The sequence below is a fragment of the Leadbetterella byssophila DSM 17132 genome (genome assembly GCF_000166395.1).
GTDB classification, from domain to species: Bacteria; Bacteroidota; Bacteroidia; order Cytophagales; family Spirosomataceae; genus Leadbetterella; species Leadbetterella byssophila.
The window spans coordinates 1,205,623-1,232,074 of sequence record NC_014655.1; the positions used below are offsets into that span (position 1 = coordinate 1,205,623).

Genomic DNA, 26,452 nt, shown 5'->3' on the forward strand with positions numbered 1-26,452 from the left:
GTGAACGTCCTGTTTTTGGCCAGGTAGTAGATATGCTCAAAAAGGCATTCAAAAAGATCCCTACTAGTACCGAACTACTGTTCCACTCTGACCAGGGATGGCAATATCAAATGAAACAATTCCAAGCTCTGCTTAAGAAAAAGGGAATCGTTCAGAGCATGTCGAGAAAAGGCAACTGCTTAGACAATGCCATTATTGAAAACTTCTTTGGAACACTGAAAGCAGAAATGTTTTACATCCAGAAAATCGACTCCATAGAAGAGCTAAAGAATCAAATCAAAAACTATATTTACTATTACAATCATCTAAGAATAAAGTCAAATCTAAAAAAAATGAGCCCGATTCAATATCGAACTCATTTCTCTGAAATTTAATTTTTAACCGTCCAACTTTTGGGGGTCAGTCCATCTTTTTTATTTCACCTCTCCTTAAATGTCTTAGTGTATATTTTAGTTGTGAATTTAATTTATTTCCTGGCTATAAAATCTTCTGCAAGTTATCATCTGAATATCTGACATTTACGGGTTATTTCACCCTTTTTTCCTTGGTCATTTAACCTATAGATATACAATATACTAATTCGCTCAAAATAATGTTATTATTGTACATATAATTAATTAACTATGAGCACAATTGGCATAAAACCGGATCCCCAGGTAACCAAATTCCTGACCATCTTACTTGCAGATGAATTCGTCCTCTATATGAAAACCAGAAATGCACACTGGAACGTAGAAGGACCTGATTTTGGCACCATGCATATTTTTTTTGAAACGCAGTATAATGAACTGGCCACTATAGTAGATGAAACTGCGGAAAGGTTAAGAAAACTGGACCACTATGCTACAGCATCTTTAACGGAATATCTGAAACTGACTCACCTCACGGAACATAAATTAGAAAAAACAGACAGCATGACCTTCATAAAAGCCCTTCTGGAAGATCATGAGTCTATTATCATTCATATACGTGAGCAACTAAAAAAATTAGAGGATTCCTTAGATAAAGGCACAGAGGACTTTATCACAGGACTCCTAGAGCAGCACGAAAAGACCGCCTGGATGCTCCGAGCTCACCTTAAATAATTACTTTTTTATAATACTTTTGCTCATGGTTTTTGGACGCTTAACCGTTTCTACAGGGATCTCTAATAGATCTCTGATGACTACAGAAGCGGCTACGCCTCCAAAGGCTGCGGGCAGATAAGAAATGGTCCCATAGGCTGATTGCTTATAGTTAGAGCCATCCGTCATTATCAAGGAATCTTTATCCATATCTTCTGTAGAAAAGACCGCTCTGACACCTTTGGCTACACCTAACTTTTTCACCCTTTTACGGGTATAAAATGCTAATTTGCAGGTATAGGTATCGTATAAATCTGCTACTCGTATTTTAGTAGGGTCTGTTTTCCCTCCAGCTCCCATAGAACTCACTATTCTTTTACCGGAAAGATAAGCTTCTCTGATCAAAGTCAATTTTGGAGTAATGCTGTCTATACAGTCCATCACATAGTCATACGAGTTCTTCATTAACTCTTGGCATGCATCCGGAGTCAAAAACTCTTTGATGACATGTAATTTCAAATCCGGGTTAATTGCAAGTAAGCGTTCTGCCATCCACTCTGCTTTAGAAACACCATGTGTGGTAAAGAGAGCGGGTAGTTGTCGGTTCCTATTTGAAGGGTCTACTACGTCCCCATCCACAATGGTCATCTCCCCTACACCGGATCTACATATAAATTCAGCGGCAAATGATCCCACACCACCTAATCCCACCACTAATACATGTGCATTTTGTAATTTGTCAATTCCACTTTTCCCTACGAGGAGTTCAGAGCGGGAAAGCCAGGATAAATCGCTCATAAAAATTCTTATAAAGTTCTATTTTTAAATGATCTATAGACATTTGCCTTAATTCAGCAGCCTTAGAATATACATCTTCGATCTTCAAGTCCTCTCTATCGTCCGTTTCCAGGAACACTCTTTCTAAAGGACAGTGTTTAAAGGCTTCCATTACCGTTGGCTCCCTTAACAAGGCCCCTCCGAAAGAAAGATAAAACCCTCTATGGATCAATTCCTTCGCCAATTCTTTCTTCCTATTAAAACCATGAATGGCCATAGAAATTCTGGGACGCACAATCTTATGAATAGCCATAATCTCATTATAAGCTTTCACACAATGAAGAATCATGGGCTTGGTTAGCTTTTCAGCAATTCTGATCTGCTTAAGAAAGATCTCCTCTTGAAATGGACCACCTCTCACTACATCCAGTCCTGCTTCTCCTATGCATCTTACTCGATCCTGCTTGGCTACTTGCTCAAATTCATCCCAATCCCAATCCTTTTGGAATGTATCCCAGGGATGAATCCCTAAAGAAATGTCTTGAGCTTCCCATAGTTCCTGTCCATACCTGCAATTCCTGAGTGCATAAACCTGATCAGGGGATTGGACATGATGGGTATGAAAATCAAGGAACATTTCTTTATTTTTGGACAAAATTAAGAAAAATGACGATCGCTTGTAAGCCCTTTGATCATCTCTCTATCTATGAACTTTATGATATTCTAGCTCTCAGATCAGAAGTATTTGTGGTAGAACAAAATTGTCCTTATCAAGATCCGGACGGGAAGGACCAAAAAGCTCTGCACTGTATTGGAAGACTAGCTGGAAAAATAGCTGCTTACACCAGAATATTTGATATTAACCAGTCCTATGAAGGCTATTTATCAATTGGAAGGGTTATAGTTAATCCGGAGTTTAGAAAAATGGGACTTGGAAAGACTATCATGGAGTATTCTATCCTTCAATGCCGAAATCTCTTTGGAAACCACCCCATCAAAATTGGAGCCCAATTGTATCTGGACAAGTTTTACCGTGAACTAGGATTTGTACCACAAGGCGAACCCTATATGGAGGATGGTATCCCCCACCAAATCATGATTCTAATCTAAGATAGGCAGCAATGGCTTTCTCTTCTCCTGCACGCATAAGCTTGCTATCTTCTTCCGTCTTATCTTTTAACCCTAAAAGATGAAGCACGCCATGAGCCATTACACGAAGTAATTCCTGTTCAAAGCTAACCTTAAAGGTCTGCGCATTTTCCCTCACCCTATCTACTGAGATAAAAATATCGCCTTCTATCATCTTCTCCTCTTCACTATTATCGAAAGTGATAATGTCTGTATAGGTATGATGATCCAGGTATTGGATATTAATCTCCAACAAATCTTCATCACTTAGAAAGATATAATTCAATTCCCCCACCTTCTTGCCATGACTTTGAATCAGATTCTTTAACCATGATTTCTTCTTCGTCCTTTCTGTCAGGCGAAATCCTTCAACTTCTACATTAAAATTGATCATATCTCTTAAATTTCCCGCAAAGATACCCATTTTCTTTTCAAAGATTTACTCACAAGAATCTAAACCTTTAAGTACTAAAGAACAGTAGCTTAGAATTGCACTATAATAAGGATTTTGGTAACAAACCTATGCCAGAATGGTGCCATTTCCCGGATTTTTGAAATTTATACCTATTTTTGAGCTAGCAAAGTAACTTACATATACATGAAGATTGCCGCCATTGACATAGGATCTAACGCAGCTAGAATGCAGATTTCTTCTGTGCTAAACGATGAAGGGAAAGCCGTATTCAAGAAAGTAGAATACGTACGTTTCGCACTTCGATTAGGACACGACGTTTTTCGTGACGGCAAAATAGGCTACGATAGCGAAGCCAAATTAAAGAAACTCCTCACAGTGTATCGCCTCCTTATGGAGCTACATGAAGTAGACGCTTACTTGATCTGTGCTACTTCTGCCCTAAGAGAAGCTGAAAATGGACTAAACATCTGCGAAAGAGTCAAATTAGAGATGGGCATGACCATCAACCTGATTTCCGGAGAAAAAGAAGCAGAGATGATCAATAACGTGATCGTTAATGAACTTGACCCTGATAAAACCTATCTGCACATAGATGTTGGAGGTGGAAGTACGGAATTGAACGTATATAACGGTAAAATAAAGGAGACCTCCCAGTCGTTTAAAATCGGATCAGTCCGCTTAATGGAAGGAAAAGTAAACCGCGACATGTGGAAGAAAATGCAAAGGTGGATAGCGGACAATGTACCTACTGACCAACCGGTTTACGCTATTGGTACAGGAGGAAACATCAGTAAGATCTTTGAATATGTACCCAAAGACGAGTACGGCATGGGCACTTTGGAAGACATAGAAAAAGCAGTAGAGTATTTCAATCAATATACCTTTGAAGAAAGGGTAAATAAATTAAAAATGAACCCGGACCGCGCAGACGTAGTAACCTATGCAGCAGATATTTATCTGTCTGCTATGCGTTGGGCCAAAGCTAATTTGATGGCCGTACCTGACCTGGGACTAAAAGACGGTATCATGCTGGAAGTCTATCAAAATCTATTAAAAGAAGCATGAGATTAATTTTCTTGACCCTGAGCCTTTTACTCCACTCTGTGGCCCAAGGACAGGATCTTTTTCGTTTGACCGGAAAAATCCTTAATCCCCAACAGGATTATCTCACTTTTACCTATTATGCCGACTGGGTCTCAGAACCTCGTGAATACACCCTTACACTGAACAAAGATCAAGAATTCCTAGTGGAATTTCCCCTAAAGGAAATGGCCTATTGTGACATCTCCTTCGGAGAACACGGGGTGCATTTATTAAAAATTGAACCGGGTGATTCCATTCACCTCATGTTTGATCAGGACGATTTTAATAATACACTTAGAGTAGAAGGACCCGGATCCCATAAATGGGCGTACCAACTCATGCTTCGACAAAGATTTGAAGTAGATGAAGACGGAGACAGAGAATTAAGCCAGTTCAATTCGCCTAGATACTTTGAAATCACTCAAAAATGGCTATCCCTACAGAATCAATTGCTAGACCAGCAGACCAGTATGGTCTCTCCTGAATTCGCTGCCCTTCAAAAAGCAGATATTTTAGGAAAAGTCAAATTATTTGAGCTAGGTTACCTGAACAATAAAAATTCCTCTGATTCCCTTCTGCAATTGGATTGGAACCAATTCCCAGAGCACATTAAGGCTAAATCCATCTACATGGGACAAGTAGCTGATGCTTTGGTGGATAATTATCTCAAAAACAAAAGAACATCTGCATCCAGAACCTTAGAATACGAATACCTCAAGTTATTAAAAGATAGAATCGGAACAGGCCTTACTGAAAAAGTACTAGCCACTAAACTCTTACAATACCTTGATACTGACGGCATGTCTGAGGAAATCAAATTACTTGGAGAAGATTTCATGTACTTCGCTCAGAACGACGAATACAAGAAGGTCTTAGCTACCCAATTCCGCAGAAAAGAAGCCCTTGCCGTGGGAAAAGCGGCTCCAAATTTCATAGTTCAAAACAAAAAAGGGAAATTAGTTGAGCTAAAAGACTTTAAAGGAAAGAACCTGGTCCTTGGCTTCTATGATGATGAATGTTATCTCTGCCACGAAGACATGAGAGCCATGGAATTTGTCCAAGGCTTTTTCAGAAAGAAGAAAGATCTCCTCTTTGTCTTCATCAATCTTAGCCCTAGAGAATTATACCTTCAATTCATCAAGAATCCTTCCCTTTTAGGAACGCACCTGAATGCACCAGATAATTCCTTTATTCGCAAAAATTATAATACACAACTTCTACCTAACTACCTGATCATTGACAAAACCGGAAAGATACTTGCTAATGCAGTAGATGAGCCCCGACTAGACGACGGTCGCTCCATGATCCAGGACATAGAAAAATTGATTTATAAGCCATGAGGAAACAGATACTCCTAATTGCTTTGGTCCTATTCTTTGCCTCATGTAAGAAAAACAGCGCGCCTGCAGCAAATAAAAACCAGATCTTGCCGGACATCGCACTAAGATATAAAGGTACTCCTTACAAATATGGCGGAAATACCGCGCAAGGCATGGATTGCTCCGGACTAGTATTCCGCACTTTTGCTGAATTAAACAGATCCTTTCCCCGCTCTTCCTATGAGCAAGCAGAAATCTTCCCCAGCGTCCCCCAATCTCAAATCAGAGAGGGCGATTTGCTGTATTTTAAAATTGGGAAAACCAAACAAATCAATCATACTGGAATAGTCACGAGAGTCGTTAATAAGGAAACCATTATGTTCATCCACTCTTCCAGTTCAGCCGGGGTGAGAGAAGATAATTTGTATTCCAAATATTGGGCACCTAAATTTGTAAAAGCCACAAGACCAAAGATCTAATGACATGATCCGTTACCTGTTCCTTTTCGCCTGCTACTTTACCCTTTTGAAAGTACACGCGCAGGGAGAGTATTTTGGTCAAAACAAGACCAGAAACCGGACCAATACTTTTCAAGTATTGCGTAGTAATCACTTTGACCTATATCATTACCTCCCTAATGAAAGCCTAAGAGAGGAATTACTTCGCAACAGTGAATCTTGGTACAGACACCACCAGGCCATCTTTAAAATGGCCTTCCTAGAACCAAACCCACTCATTATTTACAATTCACATCCGGACTTCCAAGAGACTACAGTTATTGGAGGACAAATTGGAGAAGGCACAGGCGGGGTAACCGAAGGCTTTAAGACCCGGGTAGTCATGCCTCTATTCTTCACCAAAAAACAAACTGACCATGTGCTGGGGCATGAAATGGTCCACGTTTTCCAATACCAAACCATGACCTATGGTTCTGATTCTACCCGACTGGAAAACATGAGTAACATTCCCCTTTTCATGACGGAAGGACTGGCGGAATATCTCTCTTTGGGTAGAAATGATCCTCACACAGCATTATGGATGCGAGATGCCGTACTTCACAATGATTTACCCAGTATAGAAGACTTAGTAGTCAAACAGAATAAGTACTTCCCCTACCGCTGGGGACAAGCATTTTGGGCGTATGTCACAGGACTTTACGGAGATGAAATCATCCGACCGCTCTATAAACAAGTGGCCATTTACGGTATACGTGAAGCCTTTGTCCGGATCTTCCGTATGGATCTGGATGCATTTTCTGCAAAATTCAAGAACGACCTAAAACAATATTATACGCATTTTGAAAGCAACAGGGTAAAAACTTCACCCCATGAGCTTTTAGCCTCCGGTGACATAAACATATCACCCGCTCTCAGCCCTGACGGTAAATATCTTGCGTACGTGAGTTCTAAAGATGTGCTAAGCATGAACGTATACATTGCGGATACCAAGACCAAAAAAGTGATCAAAAAGATAAATACGGATGGTTTTGGCCAACATGTAGACTCTTATTCCTTCATAGAATCCACTTTGACTTGGTCTCCTGACAATAAGAAAGTAGCACTTGTGATCCAGTCGAAATCCAAAAATAAATTACTCATACTAGACGCTTTCCAAGGAGATAAAAGAGAATATGCCTTACCTGATTTGGATGCATTTACCCACCCTGCTTGGTCACCTCATGAAGAGATCATTGCATTGAGCGGGATGAAGAATGGGCAAGTTGACCTCTATCTATACCATCTAAGATCCGGGAAACTGGAAGCAGTTACTTCTGATAGATACTCAGACGTTCAACCTGCCTGGGCACCGGATGGTGAACATATCTATTTTGTGACAGATAGAGGTGGCTCAGAAAGATTGGAAAAGGAAAAGTTGAAGATTGCCAAAATCAATCTCAAAACCAAAGCCATTGAGATTCTGCCCTTGTTCTCTGAGGTGGACCTGTACAATCCTCAAGTATCACCTGACGGAAAGATAGTTTATTTCCTGGCCTCTCCGGACGGATTTAGAGATATCTACCAGTTGGAAGACAAACAGATCTCGCGCCTAACCAACTTCTATACGGGAATAACAGGGATTACGGCATATTCTCCAGCCTTATCTGTAGCGTCCCGAAGTGGGGATTTGGTCTACAATCTCCTGGATAAGGGCAAATACAACCTGGCACTCTTACCCTCTCAGCAGATAAATGCATTTGAAGTTCAAACGAGAGATACCGGTGCAGGAATTCTCCCACCGGGTAGGATAACCCGAGGAGAAGACATGGTAACTGCAGGATTAATGAACAAGGAATATCCTCACGTGATTACCAAAGAAACGTATAAGGATGTCCCCTACAAAGGAAAATTCAAATTAGATTATTTGGCTAATTCTGGAGTATCAGCAGGTGTTTCCAGGTTTGGAGCGGGTATGGCAGGAGGAGTCATGGGGCTCTTTAGTGATATGCTGAACAATAACCAGCTGGCTGCTACGGTTGCGGTTAACGGAGAACTGGAAGACTTTGGAGGGCAAGTTTATTATCTAAACCAAAAGAATAAGTGGCAATACGGCTTTGCTGCCGGACATATTCCCTACAGGCTTTACGGAGGGTACAGTTTAACTGCTGGTGATACAGTGAGCCATTCCTCCGGACTGACTTATATGGAAGGAATGATGAAAGAGCGGATCGTACGCCTATTCATTGATCAAGCTTCAGGCTTCTTAATGAGACCTATCAGTAGGCAGACCCGCTTTGAATTAGGAGTAAACTCTAATTGGTACACCTATTCTGCCAAAGACTATCCAAGGTACGGCCTGATGGGGGTTACCAGCACTGGTAGACTAGTAGACTTCATCACCACAGGCTATGGCAAGACCGAAAGAGTAGACAAAGAAACGCTAGGTTTAGAGGGATTTCATACCACTCAAATCTTTGGAGCTATGGTAGGGGATAATACTACCTTCGGGTCTGTAGCCCCTTTAAAAGGATACAGATACCGACTAGAAGCTTCAAGATTCTTTGGAAGAACAGCTTATAATCAACTCCTAGTAGATGTAAGGCAATACCAGTATTTGAAGCCCTTAACCATAGCCGGAAGGGTGTATTATGAAGGCAGGCTTAATCCTAAGAACCTGGAGAGCTTGAACCGGATCTATCCTTTATATCTAGGATATCCCTGGTATGTACACGGATTAGATAAAAACATGTTCATAGGCTCATGGAATCAAGTGGGAGAAAGTAGTTTAAGTGGAGAGCAGATGGCAGTGGCTAATGTGGAGCTTAGATTGCCTTTTACGGGACATAAGAAATTAGCCTTGATACCTTTCCAATATGTAGCTTCTGACCTGAATTTGTTCTTTGATACGGGTATGACATGGAGCACTAAAAAGGTGAATATACCTGAGGGACAAACTGAATCTAAATTAAGTAAAAACAATGCCGTAATGTCATTAGGAGCCAGTTTAAGGATGAATGTATTAGGATATCTGATCATAGAACCCTACATAGCTTATCCCTACCGTGACAGACAATGGCAGGGACAGGTTACAGGTATAAATTTTATGATTGCTGGTTGGTAAAATTTGAAACCCTTTTCTATATTTGCAGCACAGAAATGGGGATGTAGCTCAGTTGGCTAGAGCGCTTGACTGGCAGTCAAGAGGTCGTCGGTTCGAGCCCGATCTTCTCCACTCTCAAAATCAAGGAGTTACAATAAAATGTAGCTCCTTTTTTATTTGCTTCACGACACTTTCACGACCTAAAAAACTTATAATTTAGTTGATATTATTCACTACAACGAGCTATTATACTTACTTGCCGTGATTTATGCTTTATTTCCCACTCTATATATTAAGCTTTTATATCTGCCTAGAAGAAAGAGGTCGTCAGGCGGAGCTTACTCTACTTAGACATTCCAAGAGTTGCAGGAAAATGCAACCTTATTTTTTTTGCTCCAGGAATGAATACTGGTACCCATCTATACCAAACTTTTCAAGGAAAACAAAACTTTGATACATTCCTTATCAATAACACGAAAATACATTGCTCCATTTTATACCAAACCAAAAATTGCAGTATAGGATTTATATAAAACCAAAAGCAAGAAGACCATAAAACAAAAAAAGGGCCTTGCGCCCTTTCTGCTATTTTCTAAAGGATCAATATTTCTTGAAGATACTCGTAGCAATATGCCCTCCAAAACCGAAGGTATTGCTCATAGCAAATGTGATCTCCTTCTCTTGTGCTTTGCCTAAGGTGAAATTATAGGCTCCGTCAAATTCAGGTTCAATCTCCTGAGAGTTGATGGTAGGCGGAACAAATGACTGAGCTATAGCACCCACACAAGCTATGGCTTCAATGGCACCTGCAGCACCTAAAAGGTGTCCGGTCATGGATTTGGTGGCACTGATGTTCAAACTTTCTCTCCTACCAAAAACTTGTTCTATCCCTCTTAGCTCACTCAAATCTCCTTGAGGTGTGGAGGTAGCATGAGCATTTAAATAATCAATGTCCTCAGCACTGATCCCAGCTTCTTCTAAAGCTAAGCGCATACCTAAGGCCGCACCGTCCCCATTAGGATGAGTACCGGTCAAATGATAAGCATCTGAGGCCATACCTCCACCTACTACTTCTGCAAGGATATTGGCCCCTCTCTTCAAGGCATGCTCTAGCTCTTCCAACACCAAAGCTCCTGCACCTTCGCCCAAAACAAACCCATCTCTGTTGACATCAAAAGGCCTAGAAGCTTTAGAAAAGTCATCGTTCAAGGTAGACATAGCTCGGGAAGCATTGAATCCTCCTACGGTACTAGCTACCACAGGGGCTTCAGACCCTCCGGTGATCATCATATCTGCCTTATTCCATTTGATATAATTAAAGGCATCGATAATGGCAGTATTCGAAGTAGCACAAGCAGAAACCGTAGTGTAGTTCACTCCTCTTAAACCGTATTTCATAGCTACTATGCCTGAAGCAATGTTAGCTATCATCTTTGGTATAAAGAAAGGATTGAATCTAGGGGTTCCGTCGCCTAAAACATATTCTTTCACTTGCTCCTGGAAGGTTTCAATACCTCCGTTACCTGAGCCCCAGATGACGCCCACCCTATCTTTATTGATCGATTCAAAATCCAACTTAGCCTGCTCTACACTTTCAGCCACCGCAGCTAATGCGTACTGAGTGTACAGATCGTACTTCCTGGCATCAGACTTTTCCATGAATTGCAAAGGATCGAAACCTTTCACTTCACAAGCAAACTGAGTTTTGAACTTGGAGGCATCAAACTTAGTGATCTCTCCTACTCCGTTTTTACCATTCTTTAGGGCTTGCCAAAAATCCCTTACGTTATTACCTATTGGGGTAAGGGCTCCCAGGCCCGTAATTACTACTCTGCGCATTTAATTTTTACGTTAACTCGGGCAAGTTGCTCCATGCCCAAAATTTGACTAATGATTTCTATAGCTTTTTCTCTGTTCGTACTTGTATGATGGAAAATTCCTTCCAACTTTCCCTGCTCCATAGTCTGAACTAACCACTGCAAGGTATCATCCGTTAATTTTTGCAAGGAAGCTTGCACCTCTTCTTCAAAGGTAAGAAAATCTGAGAACAAGGCACCCAATATACTGATTCTTCCCCCTACTCTAGCCCTGGAATACACCGCCATAAACTGATCTAGCTTCTTCTGGGCATCTTTCCCCTCTACCCGGGAAATGAATTTATTCAGAACCCCTTCATGCCTTTCTAATATAGACAATACTAAAGAGGATTTGGTAGGAAAATAATAATGAACCGAGGAGTTTTTAATGCCCAGTTCTTTGGAAATATCAGAAAAACTAAAAGCATTGATCCCCCTAGTACGGACCAAATGGTCACCTAACACTATGATCTTTTCTCGGGTATTCATTTTATCTACCTACTAATAGATAGACAAAAGTAAAACATCTTTGTTTATGTTCCAATACAAAGTGTATTAGTTTTGTACGTAAACAGCAAATTTTATGGATTCAGCATTAACCCAAGATACCGTCAGAGTATTATTATCTGTGATTATTGGCCTAATTATTGGAGCGGAAAGGGAATACTGGAATAAATCAGCAGGCCTCAGAACCTTTATCCTGGTCAGCTTCGGAGCTTGCCTATTCACGCTACTTTCGGAAAAAATGGGGGTGCAAAGTCCGGAAAGAATTGCTTCAAACATAGTCACAGGCATAGGCTTTTTAGGTGCAGGGGTGATTTGGCAAGCCAGCAATAGAATAAGCGGCATTACCACCGCTACCTCCATCTGGGCTACCGCCTCGCTTGGACTTTGTGTAGGGATAGGTGAAATCAAATTAGCCTTCTTAGGTACTTTTATCGTACTATTTACCTTAAGAACCTTAAGTTACGTAGAAGAATGGTTTGATGCCTTGCATAAGATCAGAGAATACGAGTTAACCTTTCACAAAACCTATACCCCCGCCCATGTGAGAGCTTGGCTTGAAGAATTCGGTTTAAAAGGTGTGCTTATAGGCGAGGTAGGAGAAGGTGATTTAAGCAGATACACCTTTAGAGTGACTGGCAAAAGTGCATCCCATGCCGCTTTTACTATGGCACTTAGGACCCATTCAAAATGCAGGGATTACCGTTTCTGACCGGTAAAAGTATTTAACACTAAAGCCACAAAACCAAACAGCAGAACAAACAGAATACCGTTCAGACTATGCAAAAAGGTAGCCAAAGAAACTCCGTCCTGCTGAGACAGTCCATAAAGGGTAACGATCTTACCTACCAAAAGATGATAGCTTCCAATCCCTCCTACCGTGGGTATGGCCATACCTATAGTACCCATCACTAAGATGGTAAGAATAGCCAAAGAACTAAGATCAGCCCCTATAAAAATAGCTTTACACAAAACCATTGAAGAGAAGTAATACAATACCCAAATCAAGAAAGACTGACCTACAAACTTCCATGGATTATTCAAGTGAACCACACTCATGATTCCTTCTTTCAGGCCTTTGAATATCCCACCAAACTTCTGGTATATCTTTGTACTTTTAATCTTATACCTGAAAAAGAAAAGCAACAACAAACCCACTACTCCCATCCCTATTACAGCCCCAATAATCCTAACATCGGGTGCCAGTTCCACAAAAAGTCCATATATCCTATCAAACTCTAAGAGCAAATTCACTCCCACGAGGACCAGCAAAACCAAAACATCTGTCACTCTTTCCGCAATTACCGCCCCAAAAGACTTATCGAAGGGTATATCTGTAGTTTTTTGAAGACTTACTGCCCTAGCTACTTCCCCAGCTCTTGGAAAAACCAGGTTGGTCAAGTAACCTATCAAAACAGCTAATGTAGTTTTATAAACTGAAGGTTTATAACCCATAGATTCTAACATCAAACCCCATCTAGCTGCACGCAGAATATGAGAAATAAGCGCCAAAAAGGCACCAAGGATCACCCAGGAAAGCTTAGCACTTTTGAAATCCTCTAGGGTTTTACTCAAATCTATCTCATTGAAAACCCAATTCAATAAGGCCAAGCCCAGCACCAACGGCACTAAATAGGAAATCCACTTTTTTATCATTTAACTATTCGGTTATTCTCATCCGGAAAGATAACTACCGGCTGATGTTTTTCCGCTTCTTCCGGAGTCATCCACGCATAAGAAATGATGATAACAATATCTCCGGGTTGTGCTTTTCGCGCGGCTGCACCGTTTAGACATATCACTCCTGAACCTCTACGCCCCTTGATGGCATAAGTCTCCAGTCGCTCCCCGTTATTATTATTTACAATCTGAACCTTTTCGTTTTCTCTAATCCCCGCAGCCTCTAATAGATCTTCATCTATGGTAATACTGCCTACATAGTTCAACTCCGCTTGCGTCACCTTCACACGGTGAATCTTTGACTTAAATACATTAATAAGCATACAGCGCTCTTTTTTTTGGTTTGCAAAAATAAGATATTCTACTCACACCCTCAAGGGAATATAACGTAGAGAAATGACAGGGTATTAGAAATTCTGCTAATTTTGCATCTTTATTACATGCAATGAGTAAGAAATATTTCACAGCAGGGCCGGCAGAATTGTATCCTAAATTCTCTGAATTCCTACAAGAATTTGTAGATAAGCAACTGGGCTCCATTTCCCATAGAAGTGGAGATTTCAAGAAGATTTATCAGCATACAGATGAACAATTGCGCATACTTCTGGGCATCCCGGAGGAAAATGCCATCATGTTTACCGGTTCAGCATCAGAAATCTGGGAAAAGAGCATTCAAAGTTTGGTTGAATTCGAATCTTTCCACCTAGTGAACGGTTCATTTTCAGAAAAGTATTACCAATACGCCCTCGCCTTACAAAAAACAGCCAAGGCCTTTAAAAAGCCGTTAGGGGAAGGATTTACGTATTCAGAAATTGAAGTGCCTGAATATGCGGAAATGGTCTGTATCACCCAAAATGAAACCTCTACAGGCGTTCAAATGCGTGAAGCAGATATCCATAAACTGAAGAGAAGTAATGCACATAAACTCTTTTCCATTGACATCGTATCTTCTGCACCTATCCCGACTTTAGATTTCAAATTGATGGATTCCGTATTTTTTTCTGTTCAAAAGAATTTTGGAATGCCAGCAGGACTAGGTGTCTGGATAGCGAATGAAAAATGCTTAGAGAAGGCAGTAAGTTTAAAGGAGAAAGGACTTTCTATCGGAGCTCACCATGACTTACCTACCCTTTGGAAGAATGCTAAAAATTACCAAAATCCATCTACTCCAAATGTCATGGGCATCTTCCTCCTAGGCAAAATAGCGGAAGACATGAACAAAACAGGAATAGATACCATTAGAAAAACCAATGCTTCCAATGCCAAGAAGATCTATCAGCACTTCGAGAATAAGGAAGGCTATGAGATCTTTGTAAAAGATCCGGATCTACGTTCAAAGACAGTGGCCGTCATCAATACCTCTAGCCCATCATCACATCTCATCCAAAAACTGAAAGCTGAAAATATGATCATAGGATCAGGATATGGACCAGGGAAAGACAATCAAATCCGTATAGCTAATTTCATATCTACCAGTACGGAAGATATAGAAGCTTTATTGGAAAAGATTTAAGCAAATTTTATAGTATAATAGAAAAAATACTTATCTTTGCAACCCGAAAAGGATTTTTAGGTTAAAGTACAATAAAAATGAAAAAAGACATTCATCCGAATTATAGAGAGGTAGTTTTCTGGGATTTGACCTCTGATGATAAATTCCTAACTCGTTCTTGTGTAGAAACGAAAGAAACCATCGTATTTGAAGATGGAAAAGAATATCCTGTATGTAAAGTAGAGGTTAGCTCTAAGTCTCACCCATTCTACACAGGTAAAAATGTATTGTTGGATACTACCGGACGTGTAGAGAAATTCAACAAGCGTTACGCAAGAAAATAATCTTTCTGAAGATATACAGGAAAGCCGCCTCGAAAGAAGCGGCTTTTTTTATTTAATAACTCTATTTTTATAGTCTTCGTAGTCTGTCAATTTTACCGTATATTCTTCATTGATCAAAGGAGAAGAGAAGATCAAATTTGCCGTAGCCGTATCACAGGCCATAGGGATATTCCACACCACTCCTAACCTCAATAAGGCCTTCACATCCGGATCATGCGGCTGGCTTTGCATGGGATCCCAGAAAAAGATGAGTATATCCACTTTCCCTTCCGCTATAAGAGAGCCTATCTGCTGATCCCCACCCAAGGGGCCGCTTAAAAGTTTCCTAACCGGAAGCTCTAATGCCTGTTCTAGTAACTTCCCCGTGGTACCTGTTGCTAATAAAGTGTGATTCTTCAAGATATGCCTATTGGACAATGCCCATTGTAGAATATCATCCTTCTTATTATCATGCGCCACTAGGGCTATATTCTTACTTGCACCTACTGTTCTTATCATTCAAGATCATTTTTGGCCCTAAATTAAACAAAAATAGAGCGGTATTTCTACCGCTCTATTCTATAATTCCATCTATATTTTCTACACTTCCTCCAATTCCCGATTTAGACGGCCTGGAGATTTTTTTTTTGACTTCTCTTCTCTTCCCAATAACACCCTCTGCTTCAAACGCATAAAGCTTTCGTATAAGGAGGACTGCGACAAAAAGTCCCAGAACTCAGGCTTCTTCTCCTCTTTCGGCGGTTCGTATTTCATACCTGTACAAAGACAGTGAGCTCTGTTTGTACGATTCAGGATATCAAAGTTCACACAGCTGCTACAACCTTTCCAGAAATCATCATCTTTTGGCAACTCAGAAAAAGGCACAGGAACGTATCCCAACTCTGAATTTATCTTCATCACAGCTAAACTAGTAGTTAAACCTATGATCTTAGCTTCCGGATAACGCGTTCTTGATAAACGAAATGCCATAGCTTTGATGGAAGTCGCTATCCCTGATTTTCTAAAGTCAGGAGCAACGATCAATCCGGAGTTCGCTACAAACTTACCGTGATCCCATGTTTCTATATAACAGAAACCAACCCAAACTCCCGCAGTAGTAAGACAAATGATGGCCTTACCCTCCGTCATTTTCAAACGAATGTACTCAGGTTTACGTTTTGCAATACCTGTCCCACGCGCTTTAGCGCTGGATGCCATTTCTTCGCAGATTTGATCCGCATAAGAGTGGTGCTCTTCTGTAGCTACCATAACTACAAAATCGCCATAAGTCTTCTTTTCTAAAATGTTCATCGTCATTGAGAGGGCCTTGCCCTAATGGAGACGGTGTATCCGTTTTTTTTTGATGATAAAATGTTTATAAAGAGAGGAGGAGACGCCTTGCTAAGTAGTAAAGTGTCTCAAGCTTGGGTCCTTACGGACCTAAGTCGTCGGAAAGGTGATATGGGAAGATTAACCTTTAACATTTCAGTACAAATATATACTGCCTTTTGTTTTCAGTGTATCTTTTGACAGGTTTTTTTTTGATTAGAAAATGAATTAATCCAACAAAAAGCTCCATTTGGTACATTATCCTCTTCCTAGCCCCTCGTTTTCAGGATCTTTTACCCTGCCATAGACCGAATAGAGCCCGATAATTTGCTACCCTTGACCAATAATCGTAATTTTGTAGATTAATTACTATATATACATAATGAGCAAACCCGCAGAAAACGGTTATTTCTTTCCCGCTGAATGGCACCCGCAAGTAGCTACCTGGTTAAGTTTCCCTATAAATAAAGATACTTGGGAGGATAGATTCGACCGCATTTACCCTGCATACTTTGAATTTATTAAGTCCATTGCCCTTAGTCAAAAGGTAAAGATCAATGCCAATGACGAGGCAACCATACAGTTTATTCGTACCAAACTAGAAGAATACAATATCCCGGCATCTCAGGTAGAATTATATCCGTTCCCCACGAACGACTCCTGGTGCAGAGACCACGGTCCTGCTTTCCTGATTCATAAAGAGAATGATAGCAGAATGATAGTGGACTGGGAATACAATGCCTGGGGTGGAAAATATCCTCCATATGATTCAGACAATGCAATTCCATCCCGTATTGCGGAAGTTTTACAATTACCTTCTGTAAAAACAGGAATAGTGATGGAGGGCGGATCTGTAGAATTCAATGGAAAAGGTACAGTATTAACCAGTAAATCTTGTCTTCTAAACAAAAACAGGAACCCTCATTTGACTCAAGAAGAGATAGAAGCCTACTTGAGAGACTATTATGGAGTAGAGCAAGTACTCTGGGTAGAAGATGGAATCGTAGGTGATGACACCGATGGCCATATTGATGATACCGTAAGGTTTGTCAATGAAGATACCGTAATTACGGTAGTTGAGTCTAACCCTGAGGATGCTAACTTTGCCCCATTAAAAGAAAATCTGGAGGCTTTGAAAAAGATGAAATTGCCTGATGGAAGAAGCCTGAATATTGTGGAAATCCAAATGCCAGACCCTGTATATTCAGACGGCATCAGACTGCCTGCATCCTATGCCAATTTCCTCATCACTAATGGACATGTGATCGTTCCCACTTTCAGAAGTAAACACGATGAAAGAGCTTTGCAAATTATTCAGGAATGCTTCAAAACCAGAAAGGTAGTAGGAATTGATGCTACAGAAATCATTTGGGGATTGGGTTCATTCCACTGCTTATCTCAGCAAGAGCCAAAACCAAACCCTGAGATTTCCTGCTAAGTAATAAAATAAATACGTTTTTTTCTTGTTATTTTTCTGAGCGTTTAGTCGCCATGCGACTAACTTAAATTTGTAAATATGCCATTTAAAATAAAATATATACCTCTTCTATCTCCTTTTCTTCTATTTTCCTGTGCAAAACCGACCACTACATCTGACAAATCGCAAGTATTGGTTGTAAAAGAAGAAGAGCCAAAGGTAGTAGAGTTGGCTAGCGGAGGAATAACAAGGAAAGAGCTGAGTATAGATCTAGAAAACATGGTAAAGCTGGATTCAGGCAGCCATGAAGAAATATTACAGGAACTTCTTCAAAGAAAACTCTTCATTGCAGAAGCCAGGAGTCAGGGAATGGATACCACTGAGAATTTCAGAGAACAAATCCAGTCGCATTTGTCTTTAGCTGTGGCCAGCGCTCTAGAGGATCATTCGGAAATTCGAAAGCTAGAAAACGAAGCGTATGAAAGATACTTAAAAGAGGTAAATGCCTCTCACCTTTTTGTACCCATTTCTCCTTATGCGGCACCTGCAGATACCTTGAAGTTGTACAATGAACTTCTACAAATCCGCAATATGGCCATCCAGAACAAGGATTTCGAAACCCAGGCAAAAAGATGGTCTAAAGATCCAAAGACAGCTTCTTCTGGAGGACAGTTAGGTTGGTTCAGTGTTTTCTACCTAGTTTACCCATTAGAATCTGCCGTGTATAAAGTACCTAAAGATTCCATTTCTCTACCAGTACGTACTCCTGCCGGTTACCACCTTATAAAGGTCAATGATATAAGGAAGAGTAGCGGTATGGTGCAAATACAGCATATTTTTAAGCACATCGGTCCGGAATCTGAAGATAAAGAAACCTTGAGGAAGCAACTGGATTCATTACGCACAGAAATCCTTAATGGTTTACCTTTTGAAACCGCAGTTGAACAGCATTCAGATGATTTTAATTCTAAGCCTAATAAGGGTATACTCCAACCCTTCGGTGTAGGTAAAACTGAGCCGGGCTTCGAAGAGGCCGTCTTTGCGCTTAAAAAAGGAGAAATCTCTATGCCTATCCAATCCAGTACCGGACTTCACCTGGTGAAAGTAATAGACAGATTAAAACCTTTGACCAGGTCACAGTTTATAGAACAAAACAGGGCCAAGATCACCACTGATAGCAGAGGTGAATACCTTAGATTGAAGCAGATCAATGATTTCAGAGCAAAGAACAATGTTTCTTTCTCTGATGAAGCGCTCGATAATGCCCTCAAGTTTGCATCAGTGAGAATACTGACCAGAAATTGGCAAAAACCTAATACGGTCCTACTCACAGACCCTTTGCTCAAAATCAACGAGCATACCATCACCATAGGTTCCTTTTATGATTTTGTAGAAGACAAACAGGAGTTTGAAAAATGGCCCTCTGAAAATCCAAATGAGATCTTCAAAATGCTGTTTGACAAATTCGTAGAAGCGGAAATTGTAAAATACCAACAAGCTCAAACCTACCAGCAAGACCCGGATTTGCAAAGATGGATGAAAGCTCAGGAGGAAAATATCCTTTACACCGAGTTTTACACCCGTAATATCCTAGAAAAATCCCTACAGGATACCGTAGCCTTGAAAAGATTCTATGACGCGAACAAATCTTTGTTCCCCGTAGTAGAAACCGGAAACCTGTCAGTCATGAGTTTCGCTGATGAGGAAACGTATGCCAAATTCAAGGCCATGGCAGCTGAACCTAAACCGTATAAACTTTATAGAGGTATAGCTCCAATTCTTTATGAGCAGAACACATACACCCTAAGTGAAGTGGATCAACGCAAGTTGATGGGGCTCTTAGAAATTATGGAAAAGAACCCGGGTTATATCGTAGAGATAGGTGGTCATTCAGATTCAAAAGAAGATGATAGAATTTCTGAATTAAGAATCAAAGAAGTAGTAAGTTTTTTAGTAAAAAATGGACTACCTTTGAAGAGAATTTCAGAAGTGAATTATAAGAATTCTGTCATTCATGACAGATTTGATTGGTCAAAGAACCAGACCCTTACGTTTTCTTTCTTTAGTAACTTGGAAACAGATCTGGCTAAGACCTTTAATTCTAAATTCCCTAACGCCATCACCTATGATAACTTCACTGTCAGCAAGTCGGAGTTTGAAAGTAAAATGAATACGAGTTGGGGGAACAAAAGTGGAACGATCCGTTTGGACGGTCGTGTAGAAGAATATACTTTGAAGACCAAAAAGATAAAAGGCAATTATAAGGATAGTAAACCTGAGGTAATTCAAAAATACCAGGAAGCCTTAGAAAAAGAATGGGTACAAAAGCTGAGTTCGAAATTCAATTTAAAATACAACCCTGAAGAACTGAAAAGTATTATTAACGACTTAAAAAAGAACAATTAAATGTTGAAGAAGGTAGTGTTGGCGTTGATTATGGTTTTGCCCCTATGTGTTAAGGCTCAATCAACGAATGTCGACAAGATTATAGCAAAAATTGACAATTACTATATTCTAAAATCTGAAGTAGAATCTTTAAGAGCAAGATATGCAAAAGAAGGTCAGAATGTAAGCAGCTGTGAAGCGTTGGAATCCATGGCTATCCAGAAACTTTTGGTAGCTAAAGCAGAAATTGACTCGGTCATCGTGGAAAACGACCAGATCAAGGACCAATTGGATGCCAGAATGAACCAGATGGTAACAGTGTATGGTAATGAGAAGAATATTGTAGATCAATTCGGAAAGTCCATTGAGACTTTAAAGAATGAAATGCGTTCTGAGCTTAAAGAGCAAATGACCGCGGAAAAAATGAAAGGTGTGATTTACGAAAAAGTGAGTGTCACACCTTTAGAAGTTAAGAAATTCTACGAATCCATCCCTAAAGACAGCTTGTGGAAAGTTGGACAAAAAGTTAAACTATCCCAGATCGTTCGTTTGGCTCCTCTTACCCCTGAATTGAGAACGGATCTAATCACCAAATTACAGGATATCAAACGTAGAATCCAAAGCGGAGAAGACTTTGGGAAACTGGCTAAAGAGTATTCTGAAGACCAAGGTAGCGCTGCAAATGGTGGAGACTTAGGCTGGAGTAAGAGAGGCATGATGGTTCCCGAGTTTGAGGCCGCAGCTATGAGCCTAGATACCGGACAAATATCAGATATCGTAGAAAGTGAGTACGGTTTCCACTTGATCCAAACCTTGGCAAAAAGAGGGCAAGAATATAGAGCGCGACACATACTGTTGATGCCTGACTATCAGATTTTAAGCACTGATGAACCCAAAAGATACCTGGACAGCTTAAGAAAAGTAATCATAGCAGATACGCTGGATTGGGGCAAAATGGTCAAACTGCACTCCCAAGATGAGTTCACCAAAGACGCAGGAGGTATCATTGCTAACCCACAAACCGGTGAAGCATGGCAGACTATTGATGTAAATATGGAACCTGCCTTATACATTGCTGTAAGTTCCCTTAAACTAGGTGATCTAAGCCAAGTGGTAAACTATAGAACCCCTCAAGGTAAAACCGGGATGCGTTTGATTAAGGTAGTGGATGTCAAAAAAGAACACGTCATTAACCTAGAGGATGATTATGAAGAATTAAGAAGATATACCCTAAATATCAAACAAAACGAAAGAATTGAACAATGGTTTTCTGAAGCCTTGGCTGAGGTGTATATAAATATTGATAAAGAATACGAGAGCTGCAACCTTTTTAATAAAAAATGAAATCAGACGTAGAAGCTGCTGACGCCCTAAAAAAGAAATATGAAGAGCTGAGCCAAGAGATAGGCAAGGTCATTGTAGGACAAGAAGAAACGGTTAAACTACTGCTTACTGCGGTCTTCTGCCAGGGACATTGTCTTTTAGTAGGTGTTCCGGGACTTGCAAAGACTCTATTGGTGCAAACCATAGCTTCAGCTTTGGATTTAGACTTTAACAGAATTCAGTTCACTCCAGATTTGATGCCTTCAGACATCACCGGTTCGGAAACCTTAGATAACCAAAGGAACTTCAAATTTGTGAAAGGTCCGGTTTTTGCCAATATCATTTTGGCGGATGAAATCAACCGTACTCCTCCAAAAACACAATCGGCTCTACTTGAAGCCATGCAGGAATATGCCGTAACAGTATCAGGTCAAAAGCATAATCTTAGTAGACCTTTCTTTGTCTTGGCAACTCAAAACCCTATTGAACAGGAAGGTACCTATCCCCTACCGGAAGCTCAATTGGACCGTTTCATGTTCATGGTAAGTTTAGACTACCCTACTTTGGAACAAGAAATGCAAATAGTGAAGAACACTACGAGCAGCAGGGAAGTCAGCATAAACAAGGTGTTAGGTGCAGAAGAAATTGTGGAATTCCAACAGCTTATCCGTAAAGTTCCGGTATCAGATCATGTGATCGAATATGCCGTAAAATTGGTACAAAATACTCGTCCGGGAATAGAAAATGCCTCTACCCAAGCAAAAACATGGTTGGAATGGGGAGCTGGACCTCGAGCATCTCAGAACCTAATATTGGCTGCTAAATGCAACGCCTTATTCCAAGGTAAATATTCTCCTGACATAGATGATGTTAAAGCCGTGGCTTATCCTATCCTACGTCACAGAATAGTTAGGAACTTCAAGGCAGAAGCAGAAGGCATCACTACAGAAAAGATCATCGGGGAACTACTCTAGGAACTGTGGAGGAGGATTTCATTGTTATATAATTTATGTAATCCTCAAAAAATGAAATTAACTTTAACCCTCCTCCTCCTTTTAAGCCTTATCATTTATTTCGCGCCATTTTGGGGTAAATCTCCTCAAGGAGAGCGAAGGGAAAGGATCAAAAGATCCCCCAATTTTATCAAGGGTGAATTCAGCTATCCTATTGAAACACCTCAACTAACAAACGGCGCTACTTACGGAAGTTTACTGAAAGAAATGCTCTTAGGGAAATCTCCTGAAGAACCTCTTAAGGATATTCCAGCCATCAAACACGATTTACACCAACTACCTGAAGGATCTATAGTGTGGTTTGGACACTCTTCATACCTGATTAAAATCCAAGGCAAGGTCTTCGTGATTGATCCTGTATTAAGCGACCGAGTTTCACCTGTTCCCGGCTTAATGAAAGCCTATACAGGTACCACCGTTTATAGTCCTACTGATTTACCGGAAATTGATTACCTCATCATAACCCATGACCATTATGATCATTTGGATTATACAAGTATCAAAGAACTAAAGCCAAAGGTTAAAAAGGTTATTACCGGTTTGGGAGTGGGCGCTCATTTAGAATATTGGGGATATAAACCGGAAATCATCACGGAGTTAGATTGGTGGGAAGGAATTAGTTTGTCAGAGAATATCCAAATTGCGGCTACTCCTGCCCGCCATTTTTCAGGAAGAGGTTTTAAAAGGAATCAGACCTTATGGTGTTCCTTCGTATTGGACACACCAGAGAATAAGATCTTTATAGGTGGAGATAGTGGATACGGACCTCATTTTAAAGAAATCGGAGAAAAATTCGGACCGTTTGACTTAGCCATCCTGGAAAATGGGCAGTACAATGTAGCTTGGCAAAATATACACACCTTACCTTCCGAATTCCCGCTTGTAGTACAAGATTTAAGGGCTATGAAGGTCCTGCCTGTACATTCGGGTAAGTTCACTTTAGCCAGACATGCCTGGTATGAGCCTTTGGAGGAAGTTTATAAGCTCATACCAAGTAAAAAGCTGTTGACACCCCTAATAGGTCAAACTGTCCCTCTGGCTGACAGCAGCGTCAGTTATAGGGCATGGTGGAGAGAGTTTTAATCTGACACTTTGACAGCAAAAAGGGGGATGGATTAATTATTGCTATAAAGGAAGTAGGATAAAAATATGTTGGAATGGCACAAGAAGAGATCAATAATCAAGAAGAGATCAATAATCAAGAAGAGAACAATAATCAAGAAGAGACCAATAAACAGGAAGAAGTCAACACTGAAGAAACTCCTGTAGAAGAAACTGAACTTGATAAAATCAAAGGTGAACTAAGCGAAACAAAAGATAAATATATACGCCTTTACTCGGAGTTTGACAATTATAGAAAGCGCACAAGTAAGGAGAAAATTGAAATAATTGCAAACGCTAATGAGCGCTTGATCAAAGAACTTTTGCCTATCATTGATGATTTTGAAAGAGCAAAAGCCGCATTTGATAAGACTGATAACTTCCAGGCTTTAAAAGAAGGCGTAGATTTGATCTTTGCAAAATTTATAAAAACACTGGAAAGCCAGGGTCTTAAACCTATAGAGGCAAAAGACTTGGATTTTGATGTAGAAAAACATGAAAGTGTGACTCAATTTCCGGCCGGAGATGATAAGAAAGGCAAAGTGATTGAGGAGCTGGAAAAAGGATACTACTTAAACGATAAAGTAATACGTTACTCCAAAGTGGTAGTGGGTAACTAATATAAAGGCCATGGCAAAGAAAGATTATTACGAACTTCTAGGTGTAGATAAAAATGCCACAGCGGATGAGCTAAAAAAAGCATACCGTAAACTTGCCATTAAATATCACCCGGATAAAAACCCGGGAGATAAAGAGGCCGAAGAAAAATTCAAGGAGATTGCGGAAGCTTATAGTGTTCTATCAGATCCTGACAAGAAAGCCAGATATGATAGATTTGGGCATCAAGGCGTAGGTGGAGGATTCAACGGCGGTGGTGCCGGAGGATTCAATATGGAAGATATCTTTAGTCAATTTGGAGATATTTTTGGCGACAGCAGTCCCTTCAGCAGCTTTTTTGGAGGGGGAGGCGGTAGAAGAGCCGTTCGTAAAGGTTCTGACCTTCGAATCAAATTAAAATTGAACCTGGAGGAAGTAGCAAACGGAGTTGAAAAGAAAATCAAGGTAAAGAGATATGTTTCTTGTAAAACTTGTTCAGGAAACGGCTCTAAAAATGGTTCTTCACTTCAAACCTGTACTACCTGTAATGGTTCAGGACAGATCAAGCGTGTACAGCAAACCATGCTAGGTCAGATGGTAACTACCAATACTTGCCACACTTGTAATGGAGAAGGTAAAGTGGTAGTAGAAAGATGTGAAGCTTGTTTTGGTGAAGGCAGGGTCTTAGAGGAAGATATCTTGACCATCAAAATTCCTGCAGGCGTAGGTGAAGGCATGCAGCTATCCATGTCTGGCAAAGGAAACGTTCCGGCAAGAGGTGGTGTAGCAGGTGATCTTCTCATTCAGATTGAGGAGGAAGAACACCCTACCCTAAAGAGAGATGGAAATAATGTAGTTTATGACCTGATGCTAAACTTTGCAGATCTGGCCCTTGGCGGAGATGTTGAAGTTCCTGCCATTAACGGTAGAGTTAAAATCAACATAAAAGCCGGCACTCAAGCAGGAGAGATACTAAGATTAAAAGGCAAAGGTATTAAAGACATCAATGGATACGGTGTGGGAGATCAATTGATCTATATTAATGTTTACACCCCAAAACAACTTACCGCAGAAGAAAGAAGTCTTCTGGAAAAGATCAAATCTTCTCCTAATTTCCAGCCAAAGGCAGGAAGTGAAGGAAAAGGTTTCTTCTCCAAGATGAAAGATTTATTCAACTAAGAGGGCTTCATTAGCCCTCTATTTTTGTCTCTACGACGATTTTCATGTACATTGTCGAAAAAAAATCGCATGAAATCCGCTCAACAATATATAGAATCCGCGCCTATTCCGGTAAAGGAGACTTTACAAGAATTAAGAACCCTTCTCCTGGATATTCTTCCTGCCGGTACTAAAGAAAGTATCATTGAAGATATTCCCACCTACACCTTTAAAATGAAGAAAGTTCAGATTTCTTATGATAATCAATTTATCTATTTTCACCCCGGATCCTCTCCATTAAAAAAGGCCAAAATTTCTAATTATGTGATTGTAAAGCAGGGAATTCAGTTACCTATCTCTTCAGAAATTCCTACTGAGCTTATTAAAAACCTCCTTAAGGAATACGTTGTGGATGAATGGGCTGAAGCCTATATCCTTATGGAAGAAATTATCCAAAATACACCTCTGAAAAAAGAAAGAAAATGGGGGACGGATGTTTATACTTTAAATGGACAAAACGTGGTGAGTTGGATGGGATTTAATCATTTTTTTTCCATTTGGTTCTTTAAAGGTGTGCTCTTAAGTGACCCTTTACAAGTTTTGATTGCCATTGGAGATACTAAGGTCCAAAGACAATGGAGATTCAGTAATGTAGGAGAAATGGATAAAAAAAGCATCCTCGCTTATATTCAGGAAGCCATCAAAATTTCAGATGTCATTATACCCAAAGAGGAGCGCCCTGAACCACAACATCCGGCGGAATTGAGCGAATTTTTAAAGGCTAATAAGGATGTAAAAAAGGCCTTTGACAAATTAAGCAAATCCAAAAGACGAGATTACATAGAATATATTGCAGTTGCCAAACAGGCAGCAACTAAAGCTGCCCGACTGGAAAAGATTAAACCTATGATCTTAGAAGGAAAGGGCTTGAACGATAAATACAAAAAGTAA

The 26,452-nt window shown here is 40.2% G+C and carries 27 protein-coding genes and 1 tRNA gene; 19 read left to right on the plus strand and 9 right to left on the minus strand.

The window, feature by feature from the left end; all coding sequences use genetic code 11:
• Positions 1–32 precede the first annotated feature (32 nt).
• On the plus strand, positions 33–374 hold the full coding sequence (locus tag LBYS_RS18710; protein WP_083794555.1) for an IS3 family transposase: 342 nt from the start codon (positions 33–35) through the stop codon (positions 372–374).
• 249 nt (positions 375–623) lie between these two features.
• On the plus strand, positions 624–1,085 hold the full coding sequence (locus tag LBYS_RS05765; protein ID WP_013407932.1) for a Dps family protein: 462 nt from the start codon (positions 624–626) through the stop codon (positions 1,083–1,085).
• On the opposite strand, the gene LBYS_RS05770 is transcribed toward LBYS_RS05765, so the two are convergent.
• Positions 1,086–1,862 (minus strand): tRNA threonylcarbamoyladenosine dehydratase, encoded by a 777-nt coding sequence (locus tag LBYS_RS05770; protein WP_013407933.1) that lies wholly within the window; start codon positions 1,860–1,862, stop codon positions 1,086–1,088.
• Complete coding sequence (locus LBYS_RS05775; protein ID WP_013407934.1) at positions 1,831–2,478, minus strand: TatD family hydrolase; 648 nt, start codon at positions 2,476–2,478, stop codon at positions 1,831–1,833. The genes LBYS_RS05770 and LBYS_RS05775 overlap by 32 nt, the downstream gene beginning before the upstream one ends.
• Before the next feature lie 29 nt (positions 2,479–2,507).
• Between LBYS_RS05775 and LBYS_RS05780 the strand changes: the two genes are divergently transcribed.
• Positions 2,508–2,951, plus strand: coding sequence for a GNAT family N-acetyltransferase (locus LBYS_RS05780; RefSeq protein WP_013407935.1), 444 nt, complete (start codon positions 2,508–2,510; stop codon positions 2,949–2,951).
• Here the strand turns inward: LBYS_RS05780 and ybeY are convergent.
• On the minus strand, positions 2,935–3,363 hold the full coding sequence (gene ybeY / locus LBYS_RS05785) for an rRNA maturation RNase YbeY (protein WP_041824273.1): 429 nt from the start codon (positions 3,361–3,363) through the stop codon (positions 2,935–2,937). The genes LBYS_RS05780 and ybeY overlap by 17 nt on opposite strands.
• Before the next feature lie 204 nt (positions 3,364–3,567).
• On the opposite strand from ybeY, the gene LBYS_RS05790 reads away from it, so the two are divergent.
• The 5 genes from LBYS_RS05790 (at position 3,568) to LBYS_RS05810 (ending at position 9,455) form a co-directional block, all read left to right on the plus strand.
• Positions 3,568–4,449 carry a Ppx/GppA phosphatase family protein gene (locus LBYS_RS05790; RefSeq protein WP_013407937.1) on the plus strand — a complete coding sequence of 294 codons (882 nt, stop codon included), beginning with the start codon at positions 3,568–3,570 and terminating at the stop codon, positions 4,447–4,449.
• A complete protein-coding gene (locus LBYS_RS05795) occupies positions 4,446–5,807 on the plus strand; it encodes a TlpA family protein disulfide reductase (protein WP_013407938.1) in 1,362 nt (453 codons plus the stop codon). Before LBYS_RS05790 ends, LBYS_RS05795 begins: the two co-directional genes overlap by 4 nt.
• Positions 5,804–6,265 carry a C40 family peptidase gene (locus tag LBYS_RS05800; protein ID WP_013407939.1) on the plus strand — a complete coding sequence of 154 codons (462 nt, stop codon included), beginning with the start codon at positions 5,804–5,806 and terminating at the stop codon, positions 6,263–6,265. Before LBYS_RS05795 ends, LBYS_RS05800 begins: the two co-directional genes overlap by 4 nt.
• Before the next feature lie 4 nt (positions 6,266–6,269).
• Positions 6,270–9,344, plus strand: coding sequence for a beta-propeller domain-containing protein (locus LBYS_RS05805; protein ID WP_013407940.1), 3,075 nt, complete (start codon positions 6,270–6,272; stop codon positions 9,342–9,344).
• A gap of 37 nt (positions 9,345–9,381) precedes the next feature.
• Positions 9,382–9,455, plus strand: a tRNA-Ala gene (locus LBYS_RS05810).
• A gap of 468 nt (positions 9,456–9,923) precedes the next feature.
• On the opposite strand, the gene fabF is transcribed toward LBYS_RS05810, so the two are convergent.
• Positions 9,924–11,162, minus strand: a complete 1,239-nt coding sequence (gene fabF / locus LBYS_RS05815; RefSeq protein WP_013407941.1) for a beta-ketoacyl-ACP synthase II — start codon at positions 11,160–11,162, stop codon at positions 9,924–9,926.
• Positions 11,150–11,668: a TetR/AcrR family transcriptional regulator gene (locus LBYS_RS05820; protein ID WP_013407942.1), complete on the minus strand. Its 519-nt coding sequence runs from the start codon at positions 11,666–11,668 to the stop codon at positions 11,150–11,152. The genes fabF and LBYS_RS05820 overlap by 13 nt, the downstream gene beginning before the upstream one ends.
• 94 nt (positions 11,669–11,762) lie before the next feature.
• Here LBYS_RS05820 and LBYS_RS05825 point away from each other — a divergent pair, with 94 nt between their 5' ends.
• Entirely contained in the window at positions 11,763–12,395 is a 633-nt protein-coding gene (locus LBYS_RS05825) for an MgtC/SapB family protein (RefSeq protein ID WP_013407943.1), read from the plus strand.
• Here LBYS_RS05825 and LBYS_RS05830 read toward each other — a convergent pair.
• A complete protein-coding gene (locus tag LBYS_RS05830) occupies positions 12,383–13,339 on the minus strand; it encodes a lysylphosphatidylglycerol synthase transmembrane domain-containing protein (RefSeq protein WP_013407944.1) in 957 nt (318 codons plus the stop codon). The two genes, LBYS_RS05825 and LBYS_RS05830, sit on opposite strands and share 13 nt — an antisense overlap.
• Positions 13,336–13,686, minus strand: a complete 351-nt coding sequence (panD, locus tag LBYS_RS05835) for an aspartate 1-decarboxylase (RefSeq protein WP_013407945.1) — start codon at positions 13,684–13,686, stop codon at positions 13,336–13,338. Before panD ends, LBYS_RS05830 begins: the two co-directional genes overlap by 4 nt.
• Before the next feature lie 122 nt (positions 13,687–13,808).
• Here panD and LBYS_RS05840 point away from each other — a divergent pair, with 122 nt between their 5' ends.
• Complete coding sequence (locus LBYS_RS05840; RefSeq protein WP_013407946.1) at positions 13,809–14,876, plus strand: aminotransferase class V-fold PLP-dependent enzyme; 1,068 nt, start codon at positions 13,809–13,811, stop codon at positions 14,874–14,876.
• A 77-nt stretch (positions 14,877–14,953) separates the two neighbouring features.
• Positions 14,954–15,199 (plus strand): type B 50S ribosomal protein L31, encoded by a 246-nt coding sequence (locus LBYS_RS05845; RefSeq protein ID WP_013407947.1) that lies wholly within the window; start codon positions 14,954–14,956, stop codon positions 15,197–15,199.
• Positions 15,200–15,247: 48 nt separating this feature from the next.
• Here the strand turns inward: LBYS_RS05845 and LBYS_RS05850 are convergent, their stop codons facing one another.
• On the minus strand, positions 15,248–15,697 hold the full coding sequence (locus LBYS_RS05850; protein WP_013407948.1) for a methylglyoxal synthase: 450 nt from the start codon (positions 15,695–15,697) through the stop codon (positions 15,248–15,250).
• An 81-nt stretch (positions 15,698–15,778) separates the two neighbouring features.
• Positions 15,779–16,495: a GNAT family N-acetyltransferase gene (locus tag LBYS_RS05855; protein ID WP_013407949.1), complete on the minus strand. Its 717-nt coding sequence runs from the start codon at positions 16,493–16,495 to the stop codon at positions 15,779–15,781.
• A 394-nt stretch (positions 16,496–16,889) separates the two neighbouring features.
• On the opposite strand from LBYS_RS05855, the gene LBYS_RS05865 reads away from it, so the two are divergent.
• The 8 genes from LBYS_RS05865 (at position 16,890) to LBYS_RS19620 (ending at position 26,452) form a co-directional block, all read left to right on the plus strand.
• Complete coding sequence (locus LBYS_RS05865) at positions 16,890–17,945, plus strand: agmatine deiminase family protein (protein ID WP_013407951.1); 1,056 nt, start codon at positions 16,890–16,892, stop codon at positions 17,943–17,945.
• Positions 17,946–18,023: 78 nt separating this feature from the next.
• On the plus strand, positions 18,024–20,330 hold the full coding sequence (locus LBYS_RS05870; protein WP_013407952.1) for a peptidylprolyl isomerase: 2,307 nt from the start codon (positions 18,024–18,026) through the stop codon (positions 20,328–20,330).
• A complete protein-coding gene (locus LBYS_RS05875) occupies positions 20,331–21,653 on the plus strand; it encodes a peptidylprolyl isomerase (RefSeq protein ID WP_013407953.1) in 1,323 nt (440 codons plus the stop codon).
• Positions 21,650–22,606 (plus strand): AAA family ATPase, encoded by a 957-nt coding sequence (locus LBYS_RS05880; RefSeq protein ID WP_013407954.1) that lies wholly within the window; start codon positions 21,650–21,652, stop codon positions 22,604–22,606. Before LBYS_RS05875 ends, LBYS_RS05880 begins: the two co-directional genes overlap by 4 nt.
• Before the next feature lie 51 nt (positions 22,607–22,657).
• Entirely contained in the window at positions 22,658–23,728 is a 1,071-nt protein-coding gene (locus tag LBYS_RS05885) for an MBL fold metallo-hydrolase (RefSeq protein WP_013407955.1), read from the plus strand.
• Positions 23,729–23,802: 74 nt separating this feature from the next.
• The gene (locus tag LBYS_RS05890) at positions 23,803–24,366 is read left to right on the plus strand and encodes a nucleotide exchange factor GrpE (RefSeq protein WP_013407956.1); all 564 of its coding nucleotides are present in this window, start codon (positions 23,803–23,805) and stop codon (positions 24,364–24,366) included.
• A 10-nt stretch (positions 24,367–24,376) separates the two neighbouring features.
• A complete protein-coding gene (gene dnaJ, locus LBYS_RS05895; RefSeq protein WP_013407957.1) occupies positions 24,377–25,522 on the plus strand; it encodes a molecular chaperone DnaJ in 1,146 nt (381 codons plus the stop codon).
• Positions 25,523–25,591: 69 nt separating this feature from the next.
• On the plus strand, positions 25,592–26,452 hold the full coding sequence (locus LBYS_RS19620; RefSeq protein ID WP_013407958.1) for a YdeI/OmpD-associated family protein: 861 nt from the start codon (positions 25,592–25,594) through the stop codon (positions 26,450–26,452).